The following is a 13,643-nucleotide window of genomic DNA, read 5'->3' as shown; positions in this document are numbered from 1 at the left end:
CCTATAACCGGGCGGGGCGTGCCCCGCCCGCCGCCCCTGCCGGCCTGTGGGCCCCCCGCCCCCCGGGGGGGGGGGGGGGGGGGGGCCCCCCCGGCCCCCCCCCCCCCCCCCCCGCGTCCCGTTCCGGTGTTCAGCGCGTGTCGAGTACGTCGGCCACCGCGCGCCTCGGCGTCACCGGACCCTCGGGGCCGTAACCGAGCCGGATCACCATCTGGACGTGACTCATCCCCGCGAGCGGGTCGCGCACCGTCGGACGGAGCTCGGGCCACTCCAGCGGCTGCGAGGTCATGGAGGTGACCAGACCGTCGGAGGTGGCCTGGAGCAGGACCCGCTGCATGGCCTGACCTGCCAGCAGCCAGTCCACGGGCGCATCGCCCGCCGTGCCCAGCAGCGCGATGTGCGGCCGGCGCTCGAAGACCGCCCATCCCCGGCGGGGCAGGGGGCGCGAGCGGCCGAAGTCGCGCACGGTGGCTCCCGGACCGGACCGTACGGGACCGAACGCCTCGGCCGGGATCCCGTCCGGCCGGGCCTCCTCGCCGGGAGCACCCGTACGCGTCCACGCCGTGGTCTCCGCGCGCAGCGCTGGATCCGTGTCCTCGCGGTGCTCGGCATCGTGCACCAAGCCCAGCAGCGTCTCGGTGTGCCAGGCGTCCGGAACGGCCAGACGGCATCCCTCCAGGAGCGCGGCCCCGCACAGGGCGTCCAGCAGCGGTTGCGGGATCTCTTCCTCCGTGAAGGGGAAGCGACTGGTGTGACGCCGCCGCAGAGCGGGGTGGAGAACGGAGAGGTCGGCGTCCGCGGACGTGGGCGACCGGAGCGCCACCGAGGCCAGGAACCACGGATCGTCGCTGTCCGGCAGCAGCTCCACGACGGGCCCCCAACCCGCGTGGACGGCGGACACGCGCAGGTTGAACAGGGCGGCGGCGCAGCTCAGGTGCAGGGCCCTGTGATCGGGGTCGGCCTGCGGCATGGTTCGTTCCGGATCCCCGTGCAGCTCGATGACGCCCGTGTCCGGCCGGTGTACGAATCTCCACGGCTGGGCGTTGTGCATGGACGGCGCCGTGATCGCGTCCTCGACGAGGGCGACGACGGCCGGGGCGTCAAGGAGCGGAGCGGTCATGGGATCCACCTTTCACCTGCTTGCTCGGCTGCCCTCGAAGACGGCCTCGTGGCCTTCCGCTGCGCCGGACAAGCGGTCCTCGCGATCGGTTCACGTTCACCACTTCTCGTGCCAATTGTCTCAGGCACGGACCATTCGGTCGGGATGACCGGACCGCGCCGGGACACGCCGCCGCTCGTCGTTGCCCGAGCGGGCGGACCGGTGTGCCGTACGGTGACCGGGCCCGTCTCGGCCGGTGGGTCGGCGGGCCCTGGAGGCGAGGAGTGGCCATGGGACGGATCGAGGACTCCGTGCCGGAGGCTCCCCTGCACCGCTCGGGCCCGGCCCGTCGGCAGGTGCTCGGGCTCGCGGCCGGCTTCGTCGTGTCGGCACCGCTGCTCGCGGCCGCCGCCCCCGGGCGCGCGGCCGTACCGGAAGCCGGACCCTCCGGGTTCGACGTGGCGGCCGAGAACCGCCACCCGGGCGATCAGGACTGGCGGATCACCCACACCGGCAAGGCGCGCGCGATCGAGGGCTTCGCCGAGCGAACCTCCGTCCTCCCGGGCGAGCCGCTCGGCCTGAGGGTGTCGACGAAGGCGGCCTCCTACACGGTCTCCGCCTACCGCATGGGCTGGTACGGCGGCGCCCGAGCCCGCCTGGTGTGGCGCTCGCCCGTACTGCCCGGGGTGCTCCAGCCCGCCCGGCAGGTCGATCCCGCCACGAGGACCGCCCGCGCCGAGTGGCGGCGGACCGCCGAGGCCGACACCACCGGCTGGCCCGAGGGGAACTACCTGCTGCGGCTCGACACCGTGGGCGGCGAGCGGGCGCAACGGTACGTCCCGGTCACCGTGCGCTCCGCCTCGGCGGCCGGCCGGATGATCTTCGCCAACGCCGTCGGCACCTGGCAGGCGTACAACCGCTGGGGCGGCGCCGACCTGTACACGGGCAGCACCGGCAAGCCGGGCTCGCGCTCCCTCGCCGTCACCTTCGACCGCCCCTACGCGAACGCTCGCGGCGCGGGCCAGTTCCTCACGTACGAGGCGCCGCTGCTCGCCCTCGCGGAGCGGATCGGCATGCCGCTCGCCTACGCCACCGGCATCGACGTGGCCCGGGACGCGGCACTGCTCCGCGGAGCAGTGGCCCTGCTCTCGCCCGGCCACGACGAGTACTGGAGCCCCGAGCAGCGCCGCAACGTGACCGACGCCCGCGACAAGGGCATGAACCTCGCCGTGTTCGGGGCGAACTGCTGCTACCGGCGCGTCAGGCTCCGGGAATCCTCCGTCGGAGCCGACCGGACCGTCGTCTGCTACAAGGACGACTACGCGCAGGACCCCGGATTCCGGCGCGGCCTGCCGCCCACGCACGACTACCGGCGCCGGCCGTCCCCAGAGCCGGAGAGCAGCCTGCTGGGCGTCATCTACAGCGGCTACCCGGTCGACGCGCCCCTCGTCGTGACCCGGCCCGGGCACTGGCTGCTGGCAGGCACCGGGGCGGGTGCGGGGGACTCCTTCCCCCACCTCGTCGGAGTCGAGTACGACCGGATCGACCTGCGGTACCCCACGCCCCGGCCGGTCGAGATCCTGGCGCACTCGCCGGTCGTGCGCAAAGGGCGGCACAGCCACGCGGACACCGTGTACGCCTCGCTGCCGTCCGGCGCGGGCCTCTTCGCGGTGGGCACGATGCGCTGGGTGGAAGCCCTGGAGGCGGGAAACGCCGGAGCGAAGGTGAAACACGGACTGGACGCCCGTACCGGGAGGTTCACCCGCGCCGTCACCGAGAACGTCCTGCGCGCCTTCGCTGCGGGCCCCGCGGGAAGCGCGCGGCCCGCGCTGGACAGCGTGGCCCTCCACTACGGTCCGGACGGTACCCCGACAGGACCAGCCTCCGGCGTGTAACCGGAGCGAGACGCCCCGCAGTCGCTAGCGTCGGGCTTCGATCATCCGACCATCCGACGGCCCGCGCGTCCACGTGCCGGTGCGTCGGCCCCGGCCGCCTTGGAGTGTCCGATGCTCCGTCTCGCCACCGCCCTGACCCTCCTCACCACCGTGGTCTCCGGCGCCGCCTGGGCCGGCCCGTCCGCAGCCGGTCCCGTGTCCGGCCACGGGACGAACGTCCTCGTCGTCGGAATCGACAGCCGGGAGGGGCTGTCCAAAGCGGAGAAGGACCGGCTGCACGTCGGCGGCGCCGGGTGCAACTGCACCGACGTCATGATGCTCGTGCACCTGTCGCAGGACGGCCGCCGGGCGAGCGTGGTGTCGATCCCGCGCGACTCGTACGTCGAGTACGCGGACGGAACCGGTGTCCGCGGCAAGATCAACGGCGCTTACAAACGGGGCGGCGGACCCCTGACGGTCAAGACCGTCGAGAAGGTCACCGGCCTGCACGTCGACCACTACCTCGAAACCGGCTTCTCCGGCTTCGAGCAGGCGATCAACGGGCTGGGCGGAGCCACCCTCTGCACCGACAAGCACCTCCAGGACGAGAACTCCGGACTCGACCTGACCCCGGGCATCCACAACGCCAACGGCCGCATCGCGCTGCGCTACGTCCGGGCCCGGCACACGGAACACCCCGGCGACCTCGGCCGTGTCCGGCGCCAGCAGCGCGCGGTCTCCGACCTGCTGAGCCGCCTCACCGTCGAGGGCGCCCTGGCCGACCCGGTGGGGACGGCCGACACCGTACGGACCCTGCTCAAGTCGGTGCGCACCGACGCGGGCACGGACGTCGCCGACCTGGTCCGCATCGGTATGACACTCGGCCGGCTGAGCCCGGAACGGACCGAGTTCGCCACCGTCCCGATCAGGCTCTTCGACAACCGGGTGCCCGGCGTGGGCTCCACCCTCGTCTGGGACGAGGAGCGCTCCCGCGCCCTGTGGGAGGCGCTGGCGGCGGACCGGCGGATCACGGACGACACCCGGATCCAGCCCGTCCCCGAGACCCCGGCGCGCACCAACCCCGCCGGCGTCAAGGTCCGCGTCGACGACGCCGTCGTGGCCAAGGCCCTGAGGGCTGCCGGATTCGCCGTCACCGACACCTCGGCATCGGCCCCCGCCCAGCGCCCGGCGGGACCCCCGGTGATCCGCTACGCCCCCGGCCTGGAGGACGACGCGGCGACCCTGGCGGCGGCGCTGCCCGGGGCCCGGCGCCAGGTGGTCCCCGGCCATGACGCGTCCTTCGACGTAGCCGTCGGCACCCGGTCCGTCGGCGTCAAGAACGTGACGTACGACCGGAACACCCTCGACGGCGCCCCCGTCACCGGCGACCGCCTCGGCTGCCTGGGCTCCCGCGCCCGCCGGGCCGGGACGAGCCGCGTCGACGACTGAGCCGGGACAGCGTCGATTCCCGGCCCGATACACCCGATCGGACGCCATACTCCGGCCGGCCCTCGCTTTCCCCGCCTCCGGGCGGACAGCATGGTCCGGGCGGATCCGGCGGCACGGGACGGGACGAAGGAGCGGGCATGCGGGGCGGAACGGTTGCAGTGGTCGGCGGGTCCATCGCGGGCTGCGCGTTCGCCTCGGCGGCGGCGCGGGCCGGCGCCGAGCGGGTGGTGGTCTTCGAGCGGACCGGCGGGCGGATGGCCGACCGGGGAGTGGGCCTGTGCGTCCACGACGAACGGGCCGCGGAACTCACCGCCATGGGCACACTGCCCGCCGGGATCCCCACGCACCGGCTGACCCGCCGCCGGTGGGTGGTGCGGGACGGCTCGGCCTCACCCGCCGGGAAACTGTTCTGGGAGCAGCCGTTCCCCTTCCACTCCTACCACTGGGGCCTGCTGTGGCGCGGGCTGCGCGAGGCGACTCCCGCCTCCGTGGTCTACCGGCAGGGCGTCACGGTGACGGGCGTCGCCGGGGACGGTGGGCGGGCCGAGCTGCTGCTCGCGGACGCCGGCGCGGACGCCGGCGCGAACGCCGGGACCGGTGACCTCGAACGGCACGACCTCGTCGTCGGCGCCGACGGGTACCGCTCGGTCGTCCGTGACGCGGTCTGCCCCGGATCCCGGCCGCACTACGCCGGATACGTCTGCTGGCGCGGGAACTTCGACGCCCGGCTGCTGGACGGAATCGGCGCCGACATCTGGCCCTGCGACGCCGTGACCACCGTGTGCTTCCCCGGCGGCAGCTGCGTCGTCTACCGCATCCCCGGCCCGGACGGCACCCGGGTGAACTGGGTCCTCTACGCGGTGCCCCCGCGGTCCGGGAACCTGCGCCTCGACGACCCGACGAGCTTCCCCCCGGGCCGCCTGACCACGGAACTCGCCGACGGTCTGGCCGAGTTGCTCGCCCGGGAGTTCCCTCCGTACTGGGCCCGCCTGCTCGCGCTGACCCCGCCGGAGGACACCTTCGTCCAGCCGATCTACGACCTGGAGACCGCCCGGACCACCGCCGGACGCCTCCTCCTCGCCGGTGACGCCGCCACCGTGGTGCGGCCGCACAACACCAGCGGGGCGGCCAAGGCCATGCAGGACGCGGCCGCCTTCGAATCCGCCTGGCGCGCCTCCGCCTCCTGGGACGAGCTGCTGCACGCCTACCAGGAGGCGCGGGGCGCGGCCGGGCGCGAACTGGTGGCGCTGGCCCGCCGCCTGGGCCGCGCCCAGGTCGAGCAGACCCCCGACTGGGCCGCGATGAGCCGCGACGAGGTCGAAGCCTGGTGGCAGGGGCAGCTCGGGGGCGCCGCGGGAATCGGAGGCCAGGCCATGGCGCCGGCCCCTTGAGCGGTCAGTGCCGGGGGAGGTGGGTCTTGGCGTCCTCGTACGTGCCGTGGCCGGCCGAGGCCGCCGGGGCGTAGAAGAGGTTGAGCACACCGGTCCGGAAGGTGTCGCACGAGAGCAGCGTCAGCGGGACGGTGGCCTCGCCCTCCTCGAAGAGCCGCAGGCCCTTGCCCACGACGATCGGGTGCACCAGCAGGTTCAACTCGTCCAGCAGCCCCGCGGCCATCAGCTGACGGACGACGGAGACCGAGCCGCTGATCCAGACGCGACCGGTGCCCGGCCCGTTCCTCAGGGCGGTGACGGCACCGGCCAGATCGCCCTCGACGCGCTCGGAGTTGCGCCAGCCCGGTTCGAGCGGCCGGTTCGACACGACGATCTTCCTCGCGTCGCCGAGGACCTTGGCGAAGGGGGCGTCCTCGCCGCCGGCCGCCTCCCGGCCGGGCCAGGCCCCGGCGAAGCCGTCATAGGTCCTGCGGCCGAGGAGCAGGGTGTCGGCCGAGCCGAGGGTGGTGTCCACGGCCGCCCCCATCTCCTCGTCGAAGTAGGGGAAGTGCCACTGGTCGGGCGCCTCCACGACGCCGTCGAGCGAGATGAAAAGCTGCGCCGCGATCTTCCGCATGCCGGCCGGTCCTCCACAGAAGCCGTCGTGTTCCCTGACGCTCCCAGTAGACGCCGCCGGCGGCCGGACCGGTCGGCGGCGCGTCCGGGCGGCCGGCGGGCGGCGCCACGCGGTCAGCCGATCGGCTGCCGGGCCTCCGCACGTACCTTGACGGTGGTCTCGGCCACCTTGGCCAGGTCGACGGAGCCGGGAGCCTGCAGCGAGGTCTCCGGTGTGACGACGGCCACCGTGGCCCCCGTGTTCCCGTCCGCCCAGGCGCACATCGGCAGGGTGACCGTGGCACCGTCCTGCTTCGAGGTCAGCACCTCGCAGGACACGGTGATGTCGGAACCGGGGGGAGTGATCTCCCGGGCGGGGACGGCCACGGTCGCGCCGTCGGCGTCCGCGGCACCGGCCAGCATCTTGCGGCGGGCTCCCGAGGGATCCTTGAACTGGCCGTACATCCCGGAGAGGACGAGGACGCCCGGTCCCTTCGCCGAAGCCGAGCCGTACTGGGCGACCACCGGCTGCGGGTTGCGGATCTTCGGGTCGTACGAGTTCTTGATCGCCTTCCCGCCCTCGCCCTCCGACAGGTCCTGGGCCAGCTCGAACTCGCCGGCCAGCAGCGTCTTCGGCACCGTCAGCCGGTACTCGGCCGCGGGGAAACCGGATCCGCTCGCCACCGATCCCGCGTCCGCGATCTGCTTCACCGCGAACCCGAGGACGCCGAGCCCGACCAGCGAGCCCACGACGATCCAGATCACCATGCCGGTCCGGCTCTTGCGCGGCGCCGGCCCCATCGGCGGCTGCCCCCAGGGGCCTTGACCGGAGTACGGCTGCTGCGCGAACGGCTGCGGCGGATAGTGCTGTTGCGGGTACTGCTGGGGGTGCTGCTGCGGGAACGGCTGCTGCGGGTACTGCCCTCCGCCGTACGGATTCGGGGGCTGCGGGGGGCCGTACGGGCCGGGGGACTGCTGGGGCGGCGGGGGCGTGCTCATGACCGAACGCTACTTCAGCCCGCACCGGGGCCGCCGCCCCGGGACCGCCGCCCCGGCCGCGTCAGCGGCCGGACAGCACCACGTTGCCCGTGACCGCGCCGTCCGTGCCGGACACCGTGACGGCGTGCCGGACGCCGTCCGGACCGAGCACCACGGCCCGCCACGCACTGCCGCCGCCCTCCTGACCGACCACCCGGATGCCCTCGACCTTGCCTCCGGTCACCGCCGCCGCGGCCTTCTCCGCCGCGTCGCCGATCGCCAGCGACGGCAGCGGCGCGGGCGCCGCCTTCTTCGGGCCCCCGGGGCCCTGCTCCCCGGGTCCACCCGGCAGCCCCTCGCGGTGCTTGCCCATGCCCTCGGGCCGCCCGGCCTTGCCCATCCCCTCGGGACCGGCCTTGTGCGGGCCCTCGGGACCGCCCTCGCGCACCTCGAACCGGACCGGGTGGCCGTCGCGGTGGTGACCGGACACGGCCAGCGCCGTCAGCGCGGCCGTCCCGCCGCCCACGATCACCACGGCCGCGCCGATCGCCGCCCAGCGGGCACCCTTGCCGCGCGGAACGAGGCGTGCGGCACGGGCGGACTTCGCGGGTTCCGCCGCGGGCTGCTCGAACTGCGCCGTCTGCTCGGGCTCCGGGTGCGGCTGCTGCTCCGGCGGCGGGGGGAAAGACTCAGACATACGGGTACTCCTCATGACCCCGGGCACTCCGCCCGGCTGCTCGCCCAGAGCATGCGGAAGGAAAGCTGAAGCCCACCTGAAGCCGCCTGAAGACCCCTTCAGCCCCGCGCCCGCGCGGCCTGAGACCCTGGGCGCCATGCGTGTACTGGTGGTGGAAGACGAACGGCGGCTCGCCGTGGCCCTGCAGCGGGGGCTGCAGGCCGAGGGATTCACGGTGGACCTGGCACACGACGGCCCGCAAGGGCTGTGGATGGCCACCGAGCACGACTACGACGTCATCGTGCTCGACATCATGCTGCCCGGACTCAACGGCTACCGGGTCTGCGCCCGGCTGCGCGCCGCCGGCGTCGAATCGGGCATCCTCATGCTCACCGCCAAGGACGGCGAGTACGACGAAGCGGAGGCACTGGACACGGGCGCCGACGACTTCCTCTCCAAGCCGTTCTCCTACCTCGTCCTCGTCGCCCGCCTGCGTGCCCTCGGCCGGCGCACCGGCCGCCGCAGCCCCCAGACCATGCGCTTCGGGGACCTGCTGCTCGACCCCGCGCGCCACCTGTGCTCCCGGGGTGAGACCCAGATCCGGCTGACGGCGCGCGAGTTCGCCGTGCTCGAGTACCTCGCCCGGCGCCCCGGCGAGGTGATACCGAAGCGGGAGATACTCGAACAGGTCTGGGACAGCGCCTTCGACGGCGACCCCAATGTCGTCGAGGTCCACATCAGCGCCGTACGCCGCAAGATCGACGCGCCGTTCGGCCGGGCCGCGCTGGAGACCGTACGGGGCGCCGGCTACCGGCTGGCGGCCGACGGTGGCTGAGCCCGCGGCCCCGCGCCGCCTCCTCCTCCACGGCCTGCGCCGGCTGCCCGGGCTGCGCCGCCTGTGGCCCACGACCGTCCGGGCCCGGGCCACCGCGGGCGCCGTCGCCGTGGTCGCCCTCGCCCTGACCCTGGCCTCGTACGTCCTCCTCGGGCTGCTCGAGGCCAACCTGGTCCGCGGCGCCGAGGAGGACGCGCTGCGGCAGGCCCAGACCGTGGCCCGGCTCGCGGCCGCGGGGAACCTCGACCGGGTGCGGCCGCTCGTCCACGGAGTGGATTTCGTCCAGGTCGTCGGAGCCGACGGCCGCGTCGTGCTGGCCACCCCCAACCTGGCCGGAGTGCCGCCGATCGGCCCCGTCGAACCCCCGGTCCCCGGCCGGCGCGTCCGAGCCTGGAAGGGCCGCCCGCTCGGCGTCGAACACCGCCAGCAGGTAGTCCAGGTCACCACGGACACGCCCACCGGCACCATCACCGTCTACGCGGGCGCCTCCCTGCGCGACGTCGACGCCGCCGACGACACCACCACGGCCGCGCTCGCCTTCGGCGTACCGCTGCTCCTGCTCACCGTCGGCCTCGTCACCTGGCGGGTCACCGGCCGCGCCCTCGGCCCGGTCGAGGCCATCCGCGCCGAGGTGGCGGCCATCACCGACCGCGATCTGCACCGCCGGGTCCCCGTACCGGACACCCGTGACGAGGTCGCCCGCCTCGCGCAGACCATGAACACCACCCTGGACCGGCTGGAGGCCTCGGGCGTCCGCCAGCGCCGGTTCATCGCCGACGCCTCGCACGAACTGCGCAGCCCCATCACCGTGCTGCGCACCCAGCTGGAGGTGGCCCTCGCGGTCCGGGACCCAGAGCTGTGGCCCGAGCTGATCGGCGGCGCGCTCGAGGACACCGAACGCCTCCAGCAGCTCGCCGTCGACCTGCTGCTGCTCGCCCGCATCGACGCGGCCCAGCCCGTGGCGGCCGTCCCGCTCGACCTGACGGCACTGGTCCGGGCCGCCGTCGACGCACGCCTCGGCGACCGCGTCCCCGTGCGGACGGAGCCGGCGCCCCCGCTCCTGGTGACCGGCAGCGAACTGTGGCTCACCCGGGTGGTGACGAACCTGCTCGACAACGCCCAGCGCTTCGCGGACCGCGAGGTCCGGCTCGTCCTGAGCGGGGGCGGGCACACCGTGGTGCTGGAGGTCACCGACGACGGCCCGGGCATCCCGCCCGAGGACCGCGAACGGGTCTTCGAACGGTTCACCCGCCTCGACGACGCCCGCAGCCGCGACCACGGCGGAGCCGGCCTGGGCCTCGCCATCGCCCGCGACCTGACCGCGCATCACGGCGGCACGCTCACCGCCGAGGACTCCCCGCGCGGGGCCCGGTTCGTCGTCCGCCTGCCGCCGGCACCGCCGGCGCTCAGCGCTCCGACAGCTCCGAAGGGGCCTCCTGCACGATCCAGCCGTTCCCGTCCGGATCCGCGAAGGTGATGAACGAGTTCCAGGTGTCACCCTTCCCGTCCTCCCACCCGGTCTCACCGATGTGCCGGACGGGTGACACGTCCACGCCCCGGGCCACGAGCTCGTCGCGGGCCGCCTCGATGTCCGTGACGCAGAGCTGGAGGCCCCGCAACGTCCCCGGTGCCATCGGCTCCGTTCCGGGCATCACCGGCATCCCCCGTTCGAGGGTGATGGAGCACCGGGAGCCGGGCGGGGTCAGCTGGAGGATGCGCACCCCGGGGGCGACCTCGGAGTCCAGATCGACCGTGAAGCCCACCTTGTCGGCGTAGAACTCCTTCGCCCGGTCCAGGTCGGTGACGGGCACCAGGACCACTTCGAGTGTCCAGTTCACGCAGAGCCTCCTCAGATGCGCCGGCGGATTCGCCCGGTCCCACGGTCGCCCACGAGGCCGCCCCCGCGCACGCCGAAACGCCACTCCTCCCTAACGGACCACGAACACCGCGCCCGGCGCGGCGTACTCCACCGGCCCCCGATAGCGCCCGGCGGCGCGTGACACCGCCTGCTCCGGTGTGAGGGAGGGCCCGACGTGCGTGAGGACCAGCCGTCCGACCCGGGCCGTGCTCGCCGTGTCGCCGGCGTCCTCGGGCGTGTGGTGCACCTGCTCGCCGGCGGTGGGCGCCTGCGCGCTGTCGGCCTCGCACAGCAGCAGGTCGCAACCCCGGGCCAGGGCCGTCAGCGCGGCGCACGGGGCGGTGTCCCCCGAGTACACCAGGGACCCGCTCCCGGCGTCCCCGCCGCCCTCGATCCGTACGGCGAAGGCGGGCACTCCGTGCGCCACCGACCGGCTGGTCAGCGTGAGGGCGCCGACCCGCGCGCTGTGGCCGTCGTACAGCTCCCGGACGGCGAACGCCGACTCGACGGGGCTGCGGGTCGCGGTGTTGGTGAGGAAGTCCGCCAGCCGGTCGGCGATGCCCGGAGGCCCGAACAGCGGGATCGGCGCGGGAAGCCGTACGTCCGCGTAGAGCGCGCCGTAGTAGGCGGTGAGCAGGTCCGCGGTGTGGTCCGCGTGCAGGTGCGAGATCCATATCGCGTCCAGCTCGTCGAGGCGCACGTGCCGCCGCAGTTGCGCCAGGGTCCCGGTGCCCGCGTCCACCCACACCCGCGCGCCGCCCCCGGCCACCAGGTAGCCGGAGCAGGCGTTGTCCACGTCGGGATAGGGCGTCGCGGACCCGAGGACCGTCAAACGGAGAAGATCACTGGTCATTCGCGGAGTCTAGGAGCGCGCGGGGCCCGGCGGGACGCGCGCGGCGGGCCGACCGGAAATACGATGAGGGGCGGGCTTTTCGTACATCGGAAGCAGAGGCGAATGGATTCACCTGCACCCCGGAGTGGTCCATGAGCCCGCGGCGGACACCGCGGGCGACCAGCGCCGAGCTGCTGAGCACCCTGCGGCGGCTCGCGGCGCAGACCCGGGAAGGGGTGGAGCTCCAGCAGGCCCGCGTGGAGCTGGCCGAGGCGCTGCAGCGCGAGCTGCTCCCGGCCTCACTGCCCGTCGTGCCGGGGTTGCGTGCCGCGGCCCGGTACGCGCCCGCCCGGCACGGCCTGGACATAGGCGGCGACTGGTACGACGGCTTCCGGCTGTCCGAGGGCGCGCTCGCCTTCTCCATCGGCGACGTACAGGGCCACGACGTGGAGGCGGCGGCCTTCATGGGCCAGGTCCGCATAGGCCTGCGCGCCGTGGCCTCCGTGGTGGACGACCCCGGCGAAGTGCTGACCAGGGCGAACGAGGTGCTGCTCGCCATGGGCCGGGAGCTGTTCGCCACCTGCACCCTGCTCCGCTTCGACCCGGAGACCTGGGAGATCGAAAGCGCCCGGGCCGGTCACGTGCCCGCGGTCTGGGCCACGGTCGACGGCCGGTGCGGGATCGCCGAGGACGCCGGAGGTCCGCCGCTGGGCATGCTGCCCGGCGGCGGGTACGCGGTCACCAGACGCCGGATCGCCGCCGCGGGGTCGATCGTCCTGCTCACCGACGGCGTGGTCGAAGGGCCGGCGTTCCCGATCGACGTGGGGCTGGAGCGCGTGGTCCGCGTGGTCAGGGAAGGGGCGGGCACCGACCCCGAGGAGCTGGCCGCCGAGGTGATGAAGGTCGCCGATTCCACCGGCCACGCCGACGACGCGGCGGTGCTCGTCCTCAGCCACGACGGGCCGGGACGGGTCGGGACGGGTCGGGACGCGCCATGACCCGCCACGACGCGCCGACCGGCCATGCCGGGCCCTGACCCCCCGATCGCCGCGTGTCACGGTCCGCCGGACCTTGGGACTGTTGTCTGATGCTGTGGTGCGCACCGAGCCATGGCGACGTTTCCCCGCGGTCCTCCTGCCGATCCTCGCCGTCGCCCTCGTCTACTACGCGAGTGCTCGCCTCGGCCTGCGGCATCGCGTGGTCGTCGAGGGTGCGATGGTCACGCCCCTGTGGCCGCCCACCGGCATCGCCGTCGCCTGCCTGCTGTGGCTGGGCATCCGGGTCTGGCCGGGGATCGCGATCGGCACGTTCCTCGCGATCCAGCACATCACCGCCTTCGACGCGCCGGGCCTGGGCATCGTGGCCGGGAACACCCTCGCCCCGGTCTGCGCCTACCTGCTGCTCCGCCGGGTCGGCTTCCGCGTCGAGCTGGACCGGCTGCGCGACGGACTGGCGCTGGTCTTCCTGGGCGGCCTCGTCCCCATGTTGATCAGCGCGAGTGCCGGGACCGGGACGCTGGTGGTCACCGGGGACCTGCCGACCGCGGATTTCTGGCCGACGTGGTGGGCCTGGTGGGCGGGGGACGCGATGGGCGTGCTCATCGTGACGCCGGTGCTGCTGGTCCTGCCCACGCTCAGGTGGCCCGCCGACCCCTACCGCGTGGCGGAGGCGGTGGCGCTGTTGGCGGCGGCGGTGGGCGTCACCCTCGCGGCCACCCAGAGTTCGCTGTCCTTGCTGTTCCTGGTGTTCCCGCTGCTCATCTGGGCGGCGGTACGTTTCCAGCTGGCCGGGAGCGCGCCGTGCGCCCTGATCATCTCCGTCCTGGCGATCTCGGCCGCCATCGACCGGGAGGGTCCGTTCGCCCGCCACACCCTCTTCGAGATCATGGTCAACCTCCAGGCCCTCAACGGGGCCGCGGCCTTGACGGGCCTGCTACTGTCGGCGCTCGTCACCGAGCAGAACAACGTCCGCCTGAAGATCGAGCAGGTCTGTGAGGACCTCGCGGAACTGGTGGACCAGCTCAGCCGCGGGAAGCCCGGGCGGTGACACTTGCGGTT

Annotated in this window: 13 protein-coding genes; 7 read left to right on the top strand and 6 right to left on the bottom strand. The window is 74.0% G+C overall.

Features of this window, described 5'->3' with window-relative positions:
• Positions 1–130 precede the first annotated feature (130 nt).
• The gene (locus tag ACIQ5Y_RS03290; protein ID WP_403874454.1) at positions 131–1,120 is read right to left on the bottom strand and encodes an Acg family FMN-binding oxidoreductase; all 990 of its coding nucleotides are present in this window, start codon (positions 1,118–1,120) and stop codon (positions 131–133) included.
• Positions 1,121–1,389: 269 nt separating this feature from the next.
• Between ACIQ5Y_RS03290 and ACIQ5Y_RS03285 the strand changes: the two genes are divergently transcribed.
• From ACIQ5Y_RS03285 to ACIQ5Y_RS03275, 3 genes are all read left to right on the top strand, one after another.
• Positions 1,390–2,994: a N,N-dimethylformamidase beta subunit family domain-containing protein gene (locus ACIQ5Y_RS03285; RefSeq protein WP_403874452.1), complete on the top strand. Its 1,605-nt coding sequence runs from the start codon at positions 1,390–1,392 to the stop codon at positions 2,992–2,994.
• Between the two features lie 111 nt (positions 2,995–3,105).
• On the top strand, positions 3,106–4,422 hold the full coding sequence (locus ACIQ5Y_RS03280) for an LCP family protein (RefSeq protein ID WP_403874450.1): 1,317 nt from the start codon (positions 3,106–3,108) through the stop codon (positions 4,420–4,422).
• Positions 4,423–4,559: 137 nt separating this feature from the next.
• On the top strand, positions 4,560–5,813 hold the full coding sequence (locus ACIQ5Y_RS03275; RefSeq protein WP_403874448.1) for an FAD-dependent monooxygenase: 1,254 nt from the start codon (positions 4,560–4,562) through the stop codon (positions 5,811–5,813).
• Positions 5,814–5,817: 4 nt separating this feature from the next.
• Here the strand turns inward: ACIQ5Y_RS03275 and ACIQ5Y_RS03270 are convergent, their stop codons facing one another.
• The 3 genes from ACIQ5Y_RS03270 to ACIQ5Y_RS03260 form a co-directional block, all read right to left on the bottom strand.
• Positions 5,818–6,429 (bottom strand): dihydrofolate reductase family protein, encoded by a 612-nt coding sequence (locus ACIQ5Y_RS03270; RefSeq protein WP_403874446.1) that lies wholly within the window; start codon positions 6,427–6,429, stop codon positions 5,818–5,820.
• Between the two features lie 113 nt (positions 6,430–6,542).
• Positions 6,543–7,406 (bottom strand): hypothetical protein, encoded by an 864-nt coding sequence (locus ACIQ5Y_RS03265; protein ID WP_403874444.1) that lies wholly within the window; start codon positions 7,404–7,406, stop codon positions 6,543–6,545.
• 61 nt (positions 7,407–7,467) lie between these two features.
• Complete coding sequence (locus tag ACIQ5Y_RS03260; protein ID WP_403874442.1) at positions 7,468–8,082, bottom strand: hypothetical protein; 615 nt, start codon at positions 8,080–8,082, stop codon at positions 7,468–7,470.
• Between the two features lie 136 nt (positions 8,083–8,218).
• Here ACIQ5Y_RS03260 and ACIQ5Y_RS03255 point away from each other — a divergent pair, with 136 nt between their 5' ends.
• Positions 8,219–8,896: a response regulator transcription factor gene (locus ACIQ5Y_RS03255; RefSeq protein ID WP_403874440.1), complete on the top strand. Its 678-nt coding sequence runs from the start codon at positions 8,219–8,221 to the stop codon at positions 8,894–8,896.
• Entirely contained in the window at positions 8,889–10,373 is a 1,485-nt protein-coding gene (locus ACIQ5Y_RS03250) for a sensor histidine kinase (RefSeq protein ID WP_403874438.1), read from the top strand. The genes ACIQ5Y_RS03255 and ACIQ5Y_RS03250 overlap by 8 nt, the downstream gene beginning before the upstream one ends.
• Here the strand turns inward: ACIQ5Y_RS03250 and ACIQ5Y_RS03245 are convergent.
• Together ACIQ5Y_RS03245 and ACIQ5Y_RS03240 are read right to left on the bottom strand one after the other, a co-directional pair.
• Positions 10,303–10,734 carry a VOC family protein gene (locus ACIQ5Y_RS03245; RefSeq protein ID WP_403874436.1) on the bottom strand — a complete coding sequence of 144 codons (432 nt, stop codon included), beginning with the start codon at positions 10,732–10,734 and terminating at the stop codon, positions 10,303–10,305. The genes ACIQ5Y_RS03250 and ACIQ5Y_RS03245 overlap by 71 nt on opposite strands.
• A 90-nt stretch (positions 10,735–10,824) precedes the next feature.
• A complete protein-coding gene (locus tag ACIQ5Y_RS03240; RefSeq protein ID WP_403874434.1) occupies positions 10,825–11,607 on the bottom strand; it encodes an MBL fold metallo-hydrolase in 783 nt (260 codons plus the stop codon).
• A 131-nt stretch (positions 11,608–11,738) separates the two neighbouring features.
• On the opposite strand from ACIQ5Y_RS03240, the gene ACIQ5Y_RS03235 reads away from it, so the two are divergent.
• Positions 11,739–12,584 (top strand): PP2C family protein-serine/threonine phosphatase, encoded by an 846-nt coding sequence (locus tag ACIQ5Y_RS03235; RefSeq protein ID WP_403874432.1) that lies wholly within the window; start codon positions 11,739–11,741, stop codon positions 12,582–12,584.
• A gap of 94 nt (positions 12,585–12,678) precedes the next feature.
• Entirely contained in the window at positions 12,679–13,632 is a 954-nt protein-coding gene (locus ACIQ5Y_RS03230; protein ID WP_403874488.1) for an MASE1 domain-containing protein, read from the top strand.
• The last annotated feature ends 11 nt before the right edge of the window (positions 13,633–13,643 follow it).

Origin of the sequence: Streptomyces sp. NPDC096339, from assembly GCF_044762985.1 — a bacterium.
Taxonomy (GTDB): domain Bacteria; phylum Actinomycetota; class Actinomycetes; order Streptomycetales; family Streptomycetaceae; genus Streptomyces.
The sequence above is the reverse complement of the archived record's forward strand: the minus strand, read 5'-3'. Positions and strand labels throughout refer to the sequence as shown.